Origin of the sequence: Streptomyces sp. NPDC006476 (assembly GCF_040612015.1) — a bacterium.
Taxonomy (GTDB): domain Bacteria; phylum Actinomycetota; class Actinomycetes; order Streptomycetales; family Streptomycetaceae; genus Streptomyces; species Streptomyces griseorubiginosus_B.
Genome location: NZ_JBEXPK010000023.1, coordinates 107,853 through 126,312 on the forward strand (window position 1 = coordinate 107,853; position 18,460 = coordinate 126,312).

The 18,460-nt window shown below is 68.7% G+C and carries 8 protein-coding genes and 2 pseudogenes; 5 read left to right on the plus strand and 5 right to left on the minus strand.

Translation table 11 applies throughout. The annotated features are described in order from the left end of the window. Positions 1–324 precede the first annotated feature (324 nt). Together ABZZ74_RS25945 and ABZZ74_RS25950 are read left to right on the plus strand one after the other, a co-directional pair. Positions 325–1,047 carry a hypothetical protein gene (locus ABZZ74_RS25945; RefSeq protein ID WP_356768777.1) on the plus strand — a complete coding sequence of 241 codons (723 nt, stop codon included), beginning with the start codon at positions 325–327 and terminating at the stop codon, positions 1,045–1,047. A gap of 111 nt (positions 1,048–1,158) precedes the next feature. Then, entirely contained in the window at positions 1,159–1,527 is a 369-nt protein-coding gene (locus ABZZ74_RS25950) for a hypothetical protein (RefSeq protein ID WP_356768779.1), read from the plus strand. A 1-nt stretch (position 1,528) separates the two neighbouring features. Here ABZZ74_RS25950 and ABZZ74_RS25955 read toward each other — a convergent pair whose 3' ends face one another. Beyond that, positions 1,529–3,274, minus strand: a complete 1,746-nt coding sequence (locus tag ABZZ74_RS25955; protein ID WP_356768781.1) for an insulinase family protein — start codon at positions 3,272–3,274, stop codon at positions 1,529–1,531. A gap of 52 nt (positions 3,275–3,326) precedes the next feature. Further along, positions 3,327–4,289, minus strand: coding sequence for a hypothetical protein (locus ABZZ74_RS25960; protein WP_356768783.1), 963 nt, complete (start codon positions 4,287–4,289; stop codon positions 3,327–3,329). A gap of 249 nt (positions 4,290–4,538) precedes the next feature. Between ABZZ74_RS25960 and ABZZ74_RS25965 the strand changes: the two genes are divergently transcribed. Continuing rightward, positions 4,539–4,982 carry a hypothetical protein gene (locus tag ABZZ74_RS25965; protein ID WP_356768784.1) on the plus strand — a complete coding sequence of 148 codons (444 nt, stop codon included), beginning with the start codon at positions 4,539–4,541 and terminating at the stop codon, positions 4,980–4,982. A 49-nt stretch (positions 4,983–5,031) separates the two neighbouring features. Here the strand turns inward: ABZZ74_RS25965 and ABZZ74_RS25970 are convergent. Beyond that, positions 5,032–5,133: pseudogene (locus tag ABZZ74_RS25970) on the minus strand (ATP-binding protein); the annotation flags it as partial. 289 nt (positions 5,134–5,422) lie between these two features. On the opposite strand from ABZZ74_RS25970, the pseudogene ABZZ74_RS25975 reads away from it, so the two are divergent. Beyond that, positions 5,423–6,409, plus strand: a pseudogene (locus ABZZ74_RS25975) (IS701 family transposase); the annotation flags it as partial. Beyond that, positions 6,386–6,529, plus strand: a complete 144-nt coding sequence (locus ABZZ74_RS25980; RefSeq protein ID WP_356768853.1) for a hypothetical protein — start codon at positions 6,386–6,388, stop codon at positions 6,527–6,529. The pseudogene ABZZ74_RS25975 and the gene ABZZ74_RS25980, both read left to right, overlap by 24 nt. 175 nt (positions 6,530–6,704) lie before the next feature. On the opposite strand, the gene ABZZ74_RS25985 is transcribed toward ABZZ74_RS25980, so the two are convergent. Continuing rightward, entirely contained in the window at positions 6,705–7,145 is a 441-nt protein-coding gene (locus tag ABZZ74_RS25985; protein ID WP_356768786.1) for a DUF4304 domain-containing protein, read from the minus strand. A 128-nt stretch (positions 7,146–7,273) separates the two neighbouring features. Then, on the minus strand, positions 7,274–18,226 hold the full coding sequence (locus ABZZ74_RS25990; protein WP_356768788.1) for a LamG-like jellyroll fold domain-containing protein: 10,953 nt from the start codon (positions 18,224–18,226) through the stop codon (positions 7,274–7,276). Positions 18,227–18,460 lie beyond the last annotated feature (234 nt).

An 18,460-nucleotide genomic window follows, 5' to 3' on the forward strand; every position in this document is an offset into this window, starting at 1 on the left:
TACGGCGACGCGTACACGCCCGACGAAAGACTGTGCAAGGTGCCCTGCAGCGGCGCGAGTCCGGCACGGTGAGGCCGCGCGCACGGAAGACGGACACATGAGCGGATCGCAACCTAACCGATGGCGTCCTTGCACTCGGGAAACGTAGTCCCCTGATCATCACAAGATTCCCTCATGGCACGGCAAAAACTTCCGAACCAGGGAACGTGAGCCGGACGGATTCCGTACCCGGCCGCCGACTTGACGAACCCTTGACCGCCCGCATAGCTGTTCACGACCTGCGCCTGACCTGTGCCATTCCCGGCGGACCTAGTGTCCGACCCCATGTTCACCACCCCGCGGGCCGCCAAGGTGCTCGCTCTCACCGCTCTCCCCCTGGCCCTCGCCCTGACGGCCTGCTCGTCCTCTTCCGACTCGTCCGGCTCCTCCGACGGCAAGGCGAGCGCGAAGCCGGCCGCGACGAAGGACCCGAACGCCGGTCTGTCGACGGGGACCCAGCTCAAGAAGGCCCTGGCCCCGGCGACGTTCTTCGCCAAGGGCTTCGCCGTGGACCCGAGCGGTGCCCGCGACTCCGGCTCCACCTATGCCGAGCCCTCGACGGCGCCCGCGGCCACGAAACCGGACTGCGCCAAGCTGGACGGCACCAGCTGGATCGCCGTCACCGGGGTGACGGGGGTGTCGTTCGCGCAGAACGACTACGTCAACCGCGACACCTCGCAGGACATAGCCCAGGAGATCGACGCATACCGTACGACGACGACGGCGACCGTCCTCACGGACGTGGAGCGGATCGCCGCCTCCTGCGCGTCCTTCACCGACGACCAGACCCACACCAAGGTGAAGGTCACGGGCGCGGCCGCCTCCGGCCTCGGAGACGGCGCGTACACCATCACGCTCACCGACAGCTCCTGGGAGAACGGCACCACTCTGATCGCCGCCCGGGTCGGCACGAACGTCGTCAGCGTGCTGTCGACGGACGGGCACGACAACGGGGCGGCGACGGCGAGGAAGCTGACGGAACGGATCATCGCCGCGCTGAAGAAGTAGCCAAAGAAGCAGCGGAGAAGCAGCGGCCCGGAGGCAGCGGCCTTCCCTCACTCACCCCCCGGTCGACCGGCATTGCCCTAACCTTGCCTCGACCTTGGGGGGTTGTTCGTCATGGAAAGACGTCCGAAACGACTGGAAGCCGGCTGGGGGCAGCGCATCGCGTGGGTGGCCCTCGCCTGGTTGTCCTGCGGCCTGCTGATCTGGGTGCCCTTCCTGTACGTGGCGATCCGCCGCGGACTGGGTTCGGACTGGGGCGCCTTCGCCGCCTTCGCGCTCTACGAGTGCCTGACCCTGCCGTGGGCGGCGGTGCGCGGCGACGGACAGGGCGACCCCTTCCTCGGCCTGGTCATCGTCCTGACCATGCTCATGGCCGCCGGCCTGCTGCTGTTCGCCGTGTTCGACCGCCCGACCCCGAAGCAACAGGGTTACGGCGCCATGCCGCTCCCCCCACCACCGCACGGGAATCCGTACCTGCGGTAGTTCAGGTCCTCCGGGTGCGCCGCAGGATCCGTACCGCGGGCCAGGCCAGCAACCCGGTGACGGCCCAGAGGAAGCCCGCCAGGCCGAGCCATTCACCGGTGCTGGTCTCGGGATCACCACCTTCGAAGACGGTGACCGCGAGCGCCAGGAAGGCGAACAGGCCGGCGAGGAGTCCGAGCACGACGAGCGCCGCGGTCTGCCCTCCAGTGCGCCGGGCCGGCTGCTCGGGGGCCGATGCGCCGCGGACCTCCGCCGCTTCGGGTGCCTCCGCCCGCGGCACCCGCTGCCGCGGCGGCAACTGCACGCGCGCGTGCGGCGGTACGGCCGCCTCGAGCGCCGCCATCGTGTGCGCGTCGACGCCGTACGCACCGGGCTCCACGTCGACCGTGATGCCGTCCGTACCGATGAGCCGACGGCCACCGTCGGGCCAGCCGAGTACGGCGGCGCAGGAGCGGTAGAGCACGGTCGCCGCCTCCTGCGTGCCGTCCTTCGCCCCTGCCGTCAGGCTGACGCCGTCGTCGCCGATGACGAGAGCTCGGGCGTTTCCGCCGCCGTGCCCAGCCTCGAACCTCCGTCCGGTCACGGCGTACGACGAACTCGTCGGGGCCGCCGTGTACCCGGCCCAGTCCGCGGTGTGCCCCGCGGGGACCTGCATCAGGGCCGTCCCCGCCGCCTCCAGCGCCACGGCGTGCACATGCCCCGGCGTCACCGTCCACAGCTCGGAGCGCAGTTCGTCGACGGTGCGCGGCGGCCGCCCGGCGAGCAGGTCCTCCGCCGCGCCCGGCAGCCGTCGTACGGCCGAGTCGGGTCCGGTCAAGGTCCCGTCGGTGCGCGTGCGTACGGCCTCCAGGTCGGCCTGCGCGATCCGGCCCACCTGGAGCCCCGCGAGGACGTCGACGAATCCGCCGAGCACCGCGTCCTGTTTGGCGGGCAGGGAGTCCGCGAAGGCGGTCAGGACGGCGTAGCCGTCACGGCGGGCGGTGTAGTCGGTGGCGGCGGTGTAGGAGTAGCCGCCCTCCTGGCGCAGGGCGCGGGAGAGCTCGCGTTCCAGGACACCCGCGTACAGCCGGGCGGCCGCGGAGTCGCTGACGACGGCGTCGAGCAGGACCCCGCCTCGTCCGTCCGAGAAGTACGCGGGAGTCGTGGGCAGCGCCGAGGTGACAGCGGGCATCGGATGACGCGGGCCGCCCTCGGGCAGCTTGAGCGACAGCCCGGCCGGCATGCGGTCGCCGGCGATCCGCAGCACGGCGTTGCCGTGGGTGAAGCGCGTGTGCGCCCAGTGCCGTACGTCGTCCGGCCGCAGGGCCCGTACGCCCCACTCCGGGTAGCTGACCAACCCATAGCCCTGTGCCCCGTAACGCCACAGCGGGAGTTGTGGGTCCTCGCGCCGGGACTCCTCGGTGCGCAGGATCTCCTTCTCGGTCTCCAGCCGGTCCATGGGCAGGTCCACGAGCGAGGCGCAGACACCCTGGAGATACGCGACGACCTCGTGCTCCGCGCCCTCCACGTGGAAGTGGGTGAAGGCGGCCTTGGTCGCGCCGTTGAAGTGGTAGTCGGCCAGGCCCTGGCGGTACAGGGCGAGATGCTCGACGAGGTGGGTGACACCGGCGCGGGCCAGGGTCTCGTCGGCGACACCGGCACGGAAGACGAGGCCCGCGCGCATCGGTCCGCTCGCGTATGCGAAGAGGGTGGGTATGCCGTCGACCTCGGTGAGGTAGAGGTCGGCCGGCGGGGCCTCGGGGTTCATCTTCGCCCTCTGTTCGGTCTGTTCGTTTTGTTCGGTCTCTGCATGAGGGTGGTCATCCCCTGGCGAGCGCGGCGTCTCGGTGGCGTACGAACGTCTCGGCCGGCTTGCCCAAGTAGTTCCAGGGGTGTTCGGAGGCGAGGTTGCCGAGCGCACGGAAACAGGCGGCGGCGCGCGGCAGGTCGCCCATGAGGGAGAACACCGCGGCGAAACTGCTCTGGGCACCGACCCAGCCGTATCCGCGGTGGAAGTGCGGGTGGAGGGCGGACCGCTCGGCGGCCTCGACGACCTCGGCGCGCACGTGCTCCTGCCGCAGATACGCCTCGCGCTCCTGTCCCTTCAGCGCGAGCCAGTGCTCCAGGTGCACTTCGGCCACCAGGCAGCCGTTCATCGCTCCTTCGGGCGCGCTCAGCGCGCACTCACGGGCGAAGCCGTGGGCCGCCTCCCAGCTGCCGCTCCACTTGGGGCACAGCTGCTGCAACAGCCGTCGCTGCGCGGGGAGGTGGTGCGGATGGTGCCTGGCCAGCCGGTCGTAGCGGCGCCGCGCCTCGTTCTGCCCGAGCTGGAGTCCCATGGCGGTGGTGATCCGCTCGGTCCAGGCGGCGTCGTGCGACGGGTCGAGCGCGGTGGCCCTGATCAGCAGTTGCTCGGCCTGACGCAGGTGCGCGTGCAGCCCTGCGAACTGAGCCTTGCTGACGTGCTGCGCACGCGCCGTGGTGCGGATCTCCCAGCCGATGTCCACCTCCCGCGAGCCGAGGACGGTGAGGGCGAGTACGTCGTCCGGAGCGGCGGCGACGAGGGGGCGCAGCCACTCCTCGATCCCGCCCACTTCCGCGAGCACCACGACGGCGAAGCTACGGTCCGTCCCATACGGCAGCCCGTCCATGTACTGCCGGATCGCCGCCCAGTCCTTCGCCGCGGCGGCGCTGCGCAGCCAGGTGACTTCGGGGAAGGCAGAGGCGGGTTCGAAGTCGGGGGGCGGGAGGGAGGACGAGGAGGTGGCGGCGGCCTGCGACATGCGGCGGATACTAGGCGAGGGCTGTGACAGTGGGGGCGGTGGGGAATGCGCAGGTCGGGGTGGGTGAGGGAGTTGGCAAGGAGGGGGTAATGGGCGGCCAAGGGGCGAGCAAAGGGAGGGTATGGATTGGGGGTTGCCGTGGCTCTTGGCGGACCTCTGTCGAGCGGATGTGCGTACTCTTTCCGCCTTCCGCCCGCCTGTGACCGGACCTCTCGGCGCGGCCCAACCCCTTCGCACCCTGGAGCCCTCATGGCCCTCAACTCCCGCCGCACACGCCAACTGATGGAGACTGCGGCCCCGTTGCTGCTCCAAGGCGAGCAGGTGGAGTTCCTCTCCCTGGCCGGCGTCGGCACGGTCTCGGCCCGCAAGCAGGCGCTCACCGCGGTGGCGGTCGGTGTGCTCAGCGCAGGGACGGTCATGGCCACGGTCACACCCCGCCCGCTCTACATAGCCATGACCGACCAACGCCTCCTCTTCTTCGACGGCAACCGGGGTGGCAGACCGGGCAAGCTGCTACTGAACCTGCCGCGGCCGTATGTGTCGGCGGGGGGCTCGAAGAAGGCCTTCCTGGGCTTGCAGTACGTCACTCACCTGTCGGTGGAGGGGCAGGAGGGGGCTCTGAAGGTGACGTTTCCCGTGCAGCATCGGGGGGATGGACCGCGGTTCGTGGCGGGGTTGAGGGTGACGCGTTGAGGCATTGAGGCTGTGAGGCTGTGAGTGGCTGGTGGCGTACAGCTCCGCTTCAGGCGGCGGCGAACTCGCACCACACGTACTTGCCCCGACGGCCGTTCCTGGCCAGCGGCTGCCAGCCCCACTGATCGGAGCAGGCTCGCACGAGGGCCAGGACATCAGCACGGCGGAATGGGAAGCGGTGGTCACTGCCGATCCCGGCCTCGCGACGGCGCCGCTGTGGTGGAGCGCCGGGCGGATCGTGTCCAAGAACTCGAGCGATGCGGTGATCGCGAAGATGCGCGAGTGGCCAAGGCGCTCATGGCACGGGGCCAGGGCGACGACGGCGAGTACTACGACGCCTGATGCGTGCGGCCACCGCGAGATGATCAAGGGTTGTGTGAACTCCTGAAGATCTTGCGGTGGCCGCAGGTCACAACATAGACGCCGGCCGCTGGCGGGCGATGTTCGACCAGGCTATGGCCCTGATCGCGGACCGGATCAAGCGAGTGGAGCCGCGGGCGACGGCCCGTGCCCTCGTATTCGGCCTGCTGTCCGGCGTGGAGCGCTGTGGGCGGTTGGCCGAGCAGGCCGGCCATACCCGCCCGGGAGCGATGCAACGGCTGCTGCGAAGCGTCCGTTGGGATGCCGATGCCGTTCGCGACGACGTCCGGGCTTACGTCCTCGAACACCTCGGTGCCGACGACGGTGTCCTGATCGTGGACGAGACCGGCTTCTTGAAGAAGGGCACCGCCTCGGCGGGTGTGCAGCGGTAGTGCACCGGCACCGCGGGCCGGATCGAGAACACCCAGGTCGGCATGTTTATCGCCTACGCATCCCGCAGTGGACAGGCGTTGATCGACCGTCGGCTCTACCTACCCGACGCCTCGTGATGCCGGGACGCCGAGCGCCGAACCCGCGCCGGAGGGACCGAGCAGGCCCAGTTCGCGACCAAGCCCACACTGGCCGGGCAGATGATCGCCGCAGCACTTGACGCCGGGATCGACGCGTCCTGGGCGACCGGCGACGAGGCCCACCGCCAAGACCCGGCCTACGAGCCCTGTTGGAGGGGTCGGCTACGTCTTGGCCGTCGCCTGCAGCACACGTGTGCGGGCCAACCATGGGCGGACCGTCGCCCGCGCGAACGCGGTCGCCGACCCCGCCCCCGGGTCGGCCTGGCACCGGCAGAGCGCCGGAGCCGGGGCGAAGCGACCGCGCTTCTATGACTGGACCTGGCTAGAGGCCGCGGCGAGCTCGCCTTCTATCTGTGCTGGTCCCCGAGGCGCGTGCCGCTGTCCGAGCTGGTCCGGGTGGCCGGGACGCGATGGTGCATCGAGGAGTGCTTCCAGGCGGCGAAAGGCCAGGTAGGACTGGATCACTAATCGATCCGCCATTGGACCGCCTGGCAGCGGCATATCACCCTGGCCATGCTCGCGCTGGCCTTCCTGGCAGCGCTCGCCGCCGACGCGAGCAGGCAAGACCGACCCAGCCAAACCGCCCCGTCCGTCCGCAGCACCGAACCGATCGACCTGACCGTGCCTGAGGTGCGCCAGCTGCTTGGCGCCCGCTGAACCCACTGAGCGCCTCCCCATGTCGACTACTGCACTGGTCAACCTGGCGCAGACACCACCAGGCCGGCGCCCACCGCAGCCATTACCGGCGGCGGCTCGAGCTGCCGGCCGGCGAGGAAATCCCCATCCGGGCCCCAGCGCCATCACTTTGTACGCATATCACTCAAACTCCGCCTCAACCTTTCAGCCGTCGCCGTTCACTCAAAGCAGGCAGCGCGTAATCCGTGCAAGCTGACACAACCTTACCGGCGAGATCGTCCGGAGAAGTCTCGTGAGTCACGTTCCACCAAAAGTCTTGCCCCCCAGGCATCAACGCCCCAATCCGGGACCACCAAGCCCATTTTCCATAAACCTTATTGGGGCTAGGTCGCGCAGGATATTTGGCGCCCGCGTCCAGCATTTCTTGCCATTTCCCTTTGGGTACAGCAGCGACGTTGATCGTAAAACGCAGCTGCATTGCAGTTGCTCCTGAGGATTTCTGGAATCCGAGCAAGAGCCACGTCTCATCATCCGGAAGTTCGAATACCTGACCGGAACCGACGAAGCCATGCTTGCGTAGCTCGGGGGAAATGTTCGTACGGATTGCCGTCGAAAGTACATCTTGTGCGGTCGTCATGCGTCACCTCTTCGATTGGCAGGCCAGTCGCCGACTGCTATGCAGAAACCCTTCAGCCGAACAAGCAAGCCTGCATGGGCACACTCTCGATTATCAGGGGTGTCCATGCAGGCTCCTGACCAGGGAAGCTAATAGTGCAGCTTGAGTTTAACTCCCTGTCTAAGGAGTCGCCAAGCAACGCTGCCGGTTGGGCCCATCTTGCCGGTCAATGGACTCCTGAAGAATTCCCACTCCTGCTCATCATGGGTTCCATCATTAAGTAGGGTCGCGTCGTTCGTCATCTCCTGCCGAATTGACGAGACATTGGAGACGCGCCCCACCTTCACTTCAATTGCCTTGGTTCCGCCCGAAGGAAGCGGAACTTCAACATCAGTACGCCGCGTCGTACCATTCGGCATAGCGTGACTTACCTCGCGCTGAGCGCCAGGAAGACCGTCAGCTACCTCGTCGGCATACGCGTCTCCGATTTTCTTGTTCAGCTTGACGCCTGTGAACTCGGGATCGGTGACCTCTCCGCCGGGACCACATTCGAATGCGTCGCCGGGTTTGATGTTGTGAACCAGAATCGGCGTATTTCCAGCGACCACGTAATACGTGTGGAGAGCACCGATGGTCAGGTCGTAAGTGGTGGTGTGTGCGTGGTACAGCCGAACCCCGGTGACCCTGGCCGTCCCGGTCGGCGTCTGCAGGACGTCGCCGGCCTTCAGGTCCTTCGCGTCGACGAACGCCGACTGCGTCTCGTCGTAGAAGGGGTGGTGGAAGGTCGTCGTCAGGTGTGCGTCCTGCGCATCCGACATGGTCCCGGCAAGTGCCTTGCCGCTCTGAGCGGACGGCACCGACGAGACCGCCGCGACCGTCTTCGTCGCCGGCTCCTGAGCGGTGCCGTGGCCGTGGCTCGCTGCCAGCGCGCCCAGCACCGCCGCCGACGCCGCCAGGCCGAACGCCGCCTTGCGGGCGACCTTCTTGGCCAGTGACTTCGCTCCAGCCTTCACACTCTGCTTCGCGGTGGAGTCGGCTGTCGCCTTGATCGTCAGGTCCACGAAGTCGTGGTCCGTGTGCGTCACGATCACCGCGGTGACCTTGTGCGCCTGCGTACCCGCCACGCCCGGCACCGAGTTGGCGATCGTGTCGCCCACCCGCACCTGGTCGATCGCCTTCGTCGAACCGTCGGCCAGCAGCACCCTGGTCGCGCCGGTGAAGCTGTGCGGGATCGGGCAACTCGCGCCCTCGTCCTCCGACGAATGGGACTGCGATCTCGACCCGGCCGCTTCGGACTCCGCCGCCGAAGCCGCCTCATCCGTGGCGTCCGCCGCCCCCGACTCCCCCGCCTCCGCCGCCTTCCCGAACAGCCCCCCGACGACCTCCATCGCCTTCGGGGCCGCCTTGGCGAGGAGCTTGCCGCCCAGGGAGCCCAGGGCGCCGCCCAGCGCGCCGGTGACCGCGCCCTCGACCGCCGAGCCCGCGAAGGCTCCGACGCTGCAGTCGCTGCCTCCGTTGTCCGCGCACTTGAAGCCCTGCTCGACCAAGGAGCCGGCCGCGCCCGCGAGCGCCGCGCAGCCGATCGAGCCGACGCCCGCCGTCGCCGCTTCGCAGCCCGCGAAGACCACCGTCGACACCACGATCGACGTGATCGCCGCCGCGTGGTGCTTGACGAACTTCGCGGTCGTCTTCACCGCCTTGACCGTCGCGTGGTACGCGGTGCGTGCCGCATGCGCGACCGCCTTCGCCGCCTTCTTCACGGCGTGGGCGACCTTGTGCGCCGCCTTCTTCACCGCGTGCACCACGCGGTGCACGGCCCTCGACACCTTGTGATACGCCGTATGCACCGCATGGACGGCCGCATGGTAGATCCGTCTGACGTGCCGGACCGTGTAGTGGTACACCCGCCGCGTCACCCGCACCGTCGCCCGGTACACGTCCCGCACCTGGTGCACGACCTTGTGCGCCGCGTGCTTGACCGCGTGGACGACCCTGCGGGCCACGTGCTTGGCCGCGTGGTAGACGGCCCTCGCCACGTGCTTGACCTTCTTCGCCACGTGCTTGACGGCCTGTGTCTCGCACGAGCCGGTCCACCAGGAGCAGTGACCCGACGGGTCGGTGCCCACCAGCGGGTTGTCGTCGACGTACGCGAACGGGTTCGCCGCCACCGAGTCCGGCGTCGGGTTCGGCGACACACTGTCCTTGTTCAGGAACTCACCCGTGTTCGGGTTGTACCAGCGCGAGGCCGTGCCGACATCGCCCGTGCCGGGCTCCGTCCACCCCGACTGGAAGCCCAGATGGCCGATCAGCGACGCCGTCGCCGTCACCTTGCCCAGCGGGTCGTACGTCGCCGAGCCGGACAAGCTCGTCCCGCCTGACGTGAATGTGCCCACCACGTCGTCGTGCAGGTCCGTCAGTGCCAGGGACCCGGAGGACGAGCCACTCGCCTTGATGCCGACCAGGCCGCCCGTCGGGTCGTGCGTGTACGTCGCGTCGCCGTCCGACGCGATCGTGTTGTCGGCGCCCGAGTAGGCGAAGGTGCGGGTCGAGGAGGCGCCCGTGTCGGTGTCCGTGATGTTCCGGCCCAGTGCATCCAGCGTGTAGGACTGTGTGCCGGCCGTGATCTGGTCGCCGAAGGCGTCCGTCTTGTACCCGACCGTGCCGCCCGCCGTCGACGACTCCTGTGTCATCGTGCCGCGCGCCGAGTACGTGTACGTGTGAGTGCCGTCCGAGGTCAGTTGGTCCCGGGCGTCGTACGTGTACACGTCCGAGCCGACCCGCACCCGGTTGCCCGAGGCGTCGTACTGGTACGCCTTCGTGGTCGTGCCGTTGTTCCACGAGGTCAGGCGGTCCGACCAGTCGTAGGTGTACGTGTTCGACGACGCGCCCGTCACACCCGTCGTCGTCTTCGACGTCAGGTTGCCGTTGTTGTCGTAGCCGTACGTGAAGCTCGACAGGGTCGACGCGCCCTGCACCAGGACGTCGCTGGAGAGTTCGTGCGCGCTGTTGTAGTTGAACGTGCGGGTCTGACCGGTGCTGCCGTACTTGATGGTCTTGACGTTGTTCAACTGGTCGTACGTGTACGTCAGATGCGTGCCGCTCGCCGCGTCGTCCAGGGAGGACAGCCGGCCCGCCGTGTCGTAGCCGTACGACTGGGTGCCCGCCGCGTCCGTCCTGGTCAGCATCGAGCCGTCGTCGTTGTACGTGAAGCTCGACGAGCCCGCCGAACCGGAGGTGGTCAGGACGTCGCCGCGGTCGTCATAGGTGAACGCGTCGTGCGTGGACGCCTGGTGGTCCACGGCGCCGGTCGTGCCCGCCTCGTCCGTGTCCGCCGACGTCACCCGGCCGTCGGCGTCGTAGGAGAAGCTGTGCTTCGCCGACGCCGCCTCAGCGCCCGCTCCGGACATCGTCTTCAGCTGGCCGTTGGCGTCGTACGTCATCGACGTCGTGACACCGCCGGGCGCGGTGGCCGAGGTGACGTTGCCGTCCGCGTCGTAGGCGAAGGTCGTCGTGGAGTCGGCGGCCGAGGTGTACTGGGACGTCGTCGGCTCGATCACCTTCTCCTGCTGGCCCCACGGGGTGTAGCCGTAGCGCCAGGAGTTGCCGCGGCCGTCGGTGAAGCGGGTGCGGTTGCCGGCCTGGTCGTAGCCGAAGGACGTGGTGATCGAGGTCGTGGCGTCGACCGGCTCGACCTGCTGGGTGATCGTGCCCGCCGCGTCGTAGGTCCAGCGCGTGGTGTGCTGGTTGGCGTCCGTCGCCGCGACCAGGTTGCCGTTGCCGTCGTACTGCTGCGACGTGCCGTACAGGAACGTGCCGCTCGAGTCGTAGCTGCGGGTCGCCGTCGGGTCGTCGTTGACGTTGTAGTCGGTGACCGTGTAACTGCCGTCCGCCAGCGTCGTCCTGGTGTTGTTGTCCTCGAAGTCGTAGGTGTAAGAGGTGGAGTTGCCCGCGCCGTCGGTCACCGAGGTGACGTCGCCCGCCCGGTTGTAGGCGTACGAGGTCGTCACGCCGCCCGGAGTCTGCACCGACGCCAGGTGGGCGCCGTAGGGGTTGCCGGTGGTGGCGCCGTAGGAGTAGTTCGTCGTCAGCGTGCGTGTCGACGGGTAGCGCTCCAGAGTCGTCGCCGTGGCCTGACGGCCCAGGAAGTCGTACGTCGCCTGGGTCTGGGCACCCGTGCCGTCCGTCACCGAGCGCTCTTCGCCGTTGGCGTCGTAGACGGCGTGGGTCTTGGTGCCGTCGGGCTCGGTCGTCTGGGCCAGGTCGCCCAACTGGTCGTAGAGGTACGAGGTGGTCTTGCCGCCGGGAGTCGTCGCGCTGGTCTGGTTGCCCTCACTGTCGTACGTCCAGACGGTCGTGCCCGCGTTGGGGTTCGAGGCACCCGCCGGCGTGTAGGACGGGAGGGTCTCGCTGACCTTGTTGCCGTCGGCGTCGTAGGCCGTGGTGGTGACCAGGCCGTTGGGGTCCTTCTCGGCGACCGCCTCACCGAAGGTGTTGAAGCCGCTGTAGGTGACCGGGCGGACCGTCTGAGCGTTCGCCGCGATGCCGTCGGCCTCCGCCTGCACCGCCGGTGCCGTGGTGGCCGCGAGGTTTCCGGCCTCGTCGTAGTCGTAGTTGGTGGTGTGCTGCTCGGGGTCCGTCATGGACGTGGGCAGACCCCGCTGGTCGTACGTGTACTTGGTGGTCTGTTGGTCCGAGGAGCCGACCGTGCCACCACTGCGGCCCTTGCCGTAGAGCGAGGAGATCTCGCTCGCCGACAGGGCCCGCTGGTAGGTCTGGACGTTGCTGACCGAGCCGTTCACGGCGTTGCTGACGGTGCCCGAGGCGGTCTCGGCGCCGCCGATGGACAGCGGGCCGGATCCGGTCCACGGCGCGGGGTTGCTCGCACTGCCCGCGAGGGCGCCGTTGACGTACAGGTTCATGGTGCCCGTCGACTGGTCGAAGACGCCGACCAGATGGGTCCAGGTGTTCAGCGCGGGCGCGCCGGAGGCGTAGGCGTTGTAGTACGCCGACGGGGTGCCGGAGGAGTCCGAACTGGGTGCGATCAGGCGGAAGACACCCTGGCTGGAGGCGTACTGGAGATAGAAGGAGGACCGGTTGGTGCCGCCCTGGGAGACGAAGGTGCGGAACGTCGACGTGTCCGACAGCTTCACCCACGCCGAGACGGTGTAGGAGGCGCTGGTGTCCAGGACCAGGCTGTTGGTGGCCACGATGTCGCCGTTGCCGCTGGTGTCGCCGCTGAACTGGGCGGCGTCGTCCGACCAGGTCACGCCCGGTCCGGCGGTGGCGGTGTTGCCGGTGCCGGAGGCGTCGGTGACGGACCTGCCGGAGGTCTGGTTCAGCTTCCACCAGCCGGCCGGGTGCCCCGATGCGTCGCCGTACAGCGTCTCGCTGAGCAGGTTGCCCATGTCGTCGTACGTGTCGGTGGTGGTGCGGTCGTAACCGGTCGCGTCGTGGTCGTTCTCCGAGGCGACCTGGTCGTCCGGGGTGTACGAGACGGTCGACACGCGGTCGACTCCGGTCGGGTCGACGGTCGTCGACGTCGTGCGGTCGGAGGCGTCGACGGTGTACTGGGTGACGTTCTCGCCGTTGTCCGTCGTCTGGCTGAGCAGGTTGCCGGCCGCGTCGTAGGTGTCCGACTCCAGGGTGTAGGTGCTGCTGCCGTCGGAACTGGCCCGCTTCACGGTCGCGGTGAGGCCGTCGTCGGTGTAGGTGTACGACGTCTTGTTGCCCATGGCGTCGGTGACCGACGCGAGCCGGCCGGCCGGGTCGTAGGCGCGGGAGGACTCGACGAGCGAGGTCGCGGTCTGCGGGTTGACCGGGTCGCCCGTGTACATCAGGGCCTGCGTGAGCAGGTTGCCGTTGTCGTCGTAGGTGTAGTCGGTCTCGTTGCCGGAGCTCGTCACCTCCTTGGTCTTGTTGCCGGAGGTGTCGTAGGAGTACGTCGTCGTGTTGCCGTAGGACGTGCCCGCCGCGACGTTGGCGTCGGACTGGGTCCACAGCCGGTCGTAGCCGTCGTAGGTCTGCGTCTCGGTGCGCGAGGCGTCACCGCCGCTCGCGTCGGAAACGGTCTGCGAGAGGACGTCGCCGTCGTCGTCGTAGACCGTGCTGGAGACGGCCGCGTGGGTGGCGCCCTGGACCCGGTCGGTGATCTGCGGGTCGCTCTCCCTGGTCACCTGGCCGTTCTTGTCGTACGTGTAGCTGGTCGTCAGTCCGTTCGGGTAGGTGTCGGAGACGACCTTCTGGCTCAGGACCTGGCCCAGGCCGTCGTAGGTGTACGACGTCACCAGGCCGATGGCGTCCGTGGTGGAGGCGACGTCGCCGTTGGAGAAGTACGACACGGAGTTGACCGCGCCGCCGGGGCTGACCGTCCTCACCGGCAGGCCCTTGGGGACGACCCCGCCGTCGGCGGACGGGTAGGTGCTGGTGCCGTCGCTGTAGACGGTGGTCGTCGCGCGGCCGCTCGGGAAGCCGGGCACGGCCGGGCCGGTGACGACGGTCTGGTTGCCCGCCGAGTCGTAGGTGTACGACGTCAGGTAGGTGTTGTCGGTCGCGGACGCAGAGCGGCCGTCACGCTCGGTCAGCAGCTGGTCGTTGCGCGGGTCCGCGGTGGTCAGCCGGGCGGTCGTGTCGTCCGGGTAGTACGTGTAGTACTCGGTGTTGCACTTGTTCGCGACCTGGTCCTGGCAGTTGGTGGACGAGACGACATTGCCGCGGACGTCGTGACCGGTGGTGGTGACCGCGCCGTTGGGGTCGGTGACGGTGTGCTCGAAACCGGCCGTGTCGTAGCCGAAGCTGGTCTTGTTGCCGAGGCCGTCGGTCTCGGTGAGGGCGCGGTTGCCGTTGGTGACGTCGTACGTGTAGGTCAGCGTGGACGTCGTCGGCGAGGTCACCTTGACCGTCTCGACCGGGAGCAGGCCGGTGGAGTTCTTGGCGGCCTCGACATGTGCGGCGACGTCGGCGGCGGTGAGCGCCGAGTGGTAGAAGGCCGCGTCCGCGATGGAACCGGTGAAGTGGCTGACGTCCGCCGGGGAGTCGAGCCAGCTCTTGGCGAAACCGGCGCCGAGGTAGACGTGGTTGTAGGTCTGGTCGGCCGGGGTGCCGGAGTAGCTGGACTGCTTGACGCCGTCCAGGTACAGGGTCTGGGTGGCGCCGGAGGCCGTGAGGGCCACGTGGTGCCAGGCGTTGTCGGTGACGGTGCCGGTCGAGCCGAACGCGGTCGAGCCCGAGCCGCTGCCCGAGTAGTAGTGGCCGTGCAGCTTGTTGTCGGAGCCCACGTACAGCAGGGGCGCCCAGGTGCCGGAGGTGGTGGTCGCACCGGATATCGCCGCCGACTGGGCGCCGACGATGACGCCCTGGCTCGCCGTCTTGAACCAGAGTTCGAGGCTGCGGTCGCTGGTGCCGAACTGCACGGAGGTCGGCAGTTCGGTGTACGAGGTGCTGCCGTTGTAAGTCGTGGCCTTGGCGTCGCTGAACGGGCCCGTCGCGCCGAGCGTCACGGCGCTGTAGGTGCCGTTGCCGCCGTGCACCTCGTTGAGGGCCGTGGTCGCCCCGGCCGCTTCGCCGAGCCGGTAGTAGCCGGCGGGGGCGGCGCCGAGCACCGCGCCCCGGTAGGTCTGGCTGGAGCCGGTGACCGTGGGGGCGGCGAGCTTCCAGACGCCGCCGTTCTCGTCGGTGAGCTGGGTCAGCGTCGTGGTCGCCGGGTCGTACGTCATCGCGGCGAAGGTCTTGCCCGAGGGCCGCTTCACGGAGGTGAGCAGGCTCGCGGAGTGGGTGCCGTACTGGTAGAGGGAGTTGACGTCGGCGGCGACCAACGGCCGCCCGTACCAGGCGACGTCGGCGATCGAGCCGGTGAAGTACGTGGCGTACCCGGTCGGGTCGCTGCTGTTGCTGTGCGACTCGTCCGGCCAGTTGCCGCCGAGGAACCCGGTGCCGAGGTAGTTGAAGACCTGGTTCTTGCCGAAGGCCACCGCGCTCTTGATGGAGACGGTGCCGGTGCGCGAACCGACCTTCGCGTTGTCCAGGAACAGTGTCTGGGAGTTGCCGGCCGCGCTCAGCACCACGTGGTGCCACTTGCCGTCGGCCACGGACGCCGAGGACACGATCGGGTTGATGCCGCCGCTGTACCAGAACTCGGCGTTCAGCTTGCCGTCGGTGCCGACGTAGATCGACGGCGTGTAGAAGCCGGCGGCCTGTCCGGAGCCGATCGGCTGGGAGGCGTAGGAGTAGAGCACGCCGGGTCCGGCCGAGGTCTTGAACCACAGCGAGATCGCGCCCGAGTCGGTGTCGTTGCCGGTGTTCTTCGGCAGCGCGACGTCGGAGGTGCTGCCGTTGAAGGAGGCGGCGGTGGAGGAGGAACCGGTGAGCGGGCCGGCGGCGCCGAGCGTGACGTTCTCGTACGTGGCGTTCTTCGTGCCCTCGTTGGCGAGGACCGCGTCCTTGGCGGTGGTGCCGGAGCTCTCGGTGAGCGGCCAGGCGGCGCTCGGGTCGAGGTCCAGGGAGGCGTTCTGGTACTGCGAGCCCGTCGTGTAGCCGTACGTCGTGCACTTCGTCGTCGACAGTGGGGCGCACACGGTCGTCAACTGGTCGCCGGTGTACCCGTAGTTCCAGGTCAGCGCGGACGAGGAGTCCTTGGGGTCGACCAGATCGGTGGTGACGGTGGCGACGTGTGCGGCGAGGGCGCCGCTCGGCGTGGACCAGGTGAAGTTCAGGGAGCGCCCGGAGACGGCGGACTTCATTTTCGTGACGTGCCCGCCGGTCCAGGTCAGCGCTATCGCCCGCCCGTTGGCGTCCGTGACGGAGCTCAGGCCGTATCCGCCAGAACCCAGCGAGGTGGTGAAGGCGTAGACCGTGTCGTCCTTGTCGGTCAGGCTGTAGCCACCGCCGCTGACCGTGGTGAACGTGGCCCAGCGGCCGGTCCCCGGCGCGAAGGTGCCGTCGCTGTTTTTGCCGTACCCGACCTGGGAGCCGTCCGGATAGGTGACGTTGACGCTGGTGACGGTCCCGGCGGCGTTGTACTGCTCGGTGGCGCGGGCGTCGACGATGGACGACCACCCGGCGCCGAAGGCCCCGGTCCAGCGCGGGTCACGGGAGTTGTAGGAGCGCTCGACGTCCAGGGACGGCCCGACGGTGGAGATCGAGGCGTCCGTGTCAGAGGTCGTGTAGTTGCCGATGGACGCGTCGAAGCCGTGGTCGCTGCTGTTCTGCGACAGCCCTGAGGTGATCACGGGCTGGGGTACCTGGACGGACAACTCGTAGGGATCGGCGGGCGAATAGAGCCCGGTCGCGGAGTCGTACGCCTGCACCTGCCAGGTGTAGTTCTTGCCCCACGCCAGTTTACCGGACGGCACGGTCCAGTCGCCGGTGGAGACGAGGCCCGAGTCGGCGACCAGGGTGTTGTTCGCGTCGTAGACCTTGAACTGGTACTGGTTGCTGCTGCCGCTGGTGGAGTTGGCGCCGCCCGCCCAGGCGGTGAGTTCCGGGGTGGTGGTGCCGACGACCGCGTTGTCGGCGGGGAACTGCTCGTAGAGCTGCGGGGCGGTGTTCCCGGTGTAGTTGACGACGATGTACGGGCCGAGTGAGGGGTCGTTGAACGATCCGAACTGCTTCCAGTGCAGGGCGTCGCTGGTCGCCGCGTACACCGCGAGGCCGTAGTCGGCCGTGGTGCCGCTGAACCAGCCCTGGATCGCGGAGGTCGACAGGGAGACGCTGACCCAGTCGCCCACGCTCCGGTCCGCGTCCTTGTTCGCGCAGGCGTTCGGGACGGTCGGGGTCGCGTTGCCGATGGAGGAGCCGTAGGTCGGGCCGGGGTAACTCGTGACACCCTCGGGCGTCCACGCCTTGGTGACCAGGGCGACGTCGAACTTCTCGGCGGTGCACGTCGCGGCCCAGGTGTCGAACAGGTGCAGCGTTGCCGAACTGACGGTCGCGCCGCTCGCGTCCCAGGCGGTGTCCCAGTGGTTGATGTAACCGGCGGCGGAGTGCGTGCCCGAGTCGTAGGAGCCGATCTTGATCGTCTGCTCGTAGGAGTGGTCGCCGGCCGCGCCGGACTCCGCGTACGTGGTCGTCCAGCCGTCGGTGACGGTCGGGTCGACGGTGACGGGGAAGACGCGGTGCGCGTCCGTCAGCCAGGTCTCGTCGAGGCTGATGTTCAGCGCGTAGCCATTGCCGTCGCGCACGAGGGTCGTGGTCACGTCGTGCGTGGTGGCCGGGTCGCCGGAGCGCGGATCCACCTTCGAGTCGTAGGCGTACGACGAGGGGACGCGCTCGACGGTCTTGCCCGCGGCGTCACGCAGGACGATCGAGCCGTCCTCGTTCTGGACCGGGGTGAGGCCCTTGAGGTGGAGCGGGAAGGTCCAGGAGTTGGCGGCGTCCGCGGAGTGCAGGACCACCGCCTCCTTCACGCCGGTGGCGGTGGGAGACACCTGGAGGTCGGTGTCGGTGAGGACGTCCGGGTAGGTGACGCGGGAGCCGTCGGCAGTGCCCTTGACGGCCTCGGCGCCCTTCAGCCCGTAGGCGACGGAGTGCCGGGGGTCGGGGGAGAGGGAGACGAGGCTGGAGTCGTCGGCTTTCGCGGCGAAGTCGACGTCGACGGAGTTGGCCTTCTCCTGCCACCGCCCGTCGGGCCCGGCCCGCAGGTCCACGTCGATGGGCGCCCACTTGCCCTTGCCGACCTGGTAGTTGACGGGCGTCGGGTAGATCCGTCGGGTGGTGGACCCGTCGGCGTTGTCGTACACGGTGTCGGTGCGGGACGACTTGGCCGCGTCACGCTTGCTGGTTCTGGCGTCGAACCTGGCGACGCCGGCGCTCTTTCCCTGCTTCACGGCCGCCCGGTGCGCACGGTAGGCGGAGAGTTCGCCCCTGCCCTTGCCCGGCTTGTGTCCCGCGCCCCGGTGCGCCTCGGTGGCCCGGGCCGAGACATGGTGCCGCTTTCCGCTCGCGGTGCCCGACTTCTCCGTGGGCAGCCGACCCCAGTGCGGGTCCTTCAGCCAGGCCGTGAGCGAGGACAGGCTCGGCATCGCGAGGTGCACGGAGTGCAGTTCCGCCCCGGCCGCCATCGCCGACTGCGTCGTCCACATGCAGGCGAACACGGTCAGCAGGAGCACGGCGACACCGCGACGGGCTCGCCGCGTACGGCGGGTTGAGCGGACACGGCTGAAGGGCCGAACGCGCACGACTGGGACTCCCCCACATCAAAGGCGACAACAGGGCGGCCCACAACGCCGGTTGACGCACTGACAGGGAGGCCACGGGAAACGGAGAGATCTTGCCCGTTGTAAACAAAGAGTGAATAGAGCAAAGAAGCGATCTTGGACGGGCCTTGACCACTCCTTGCTGAA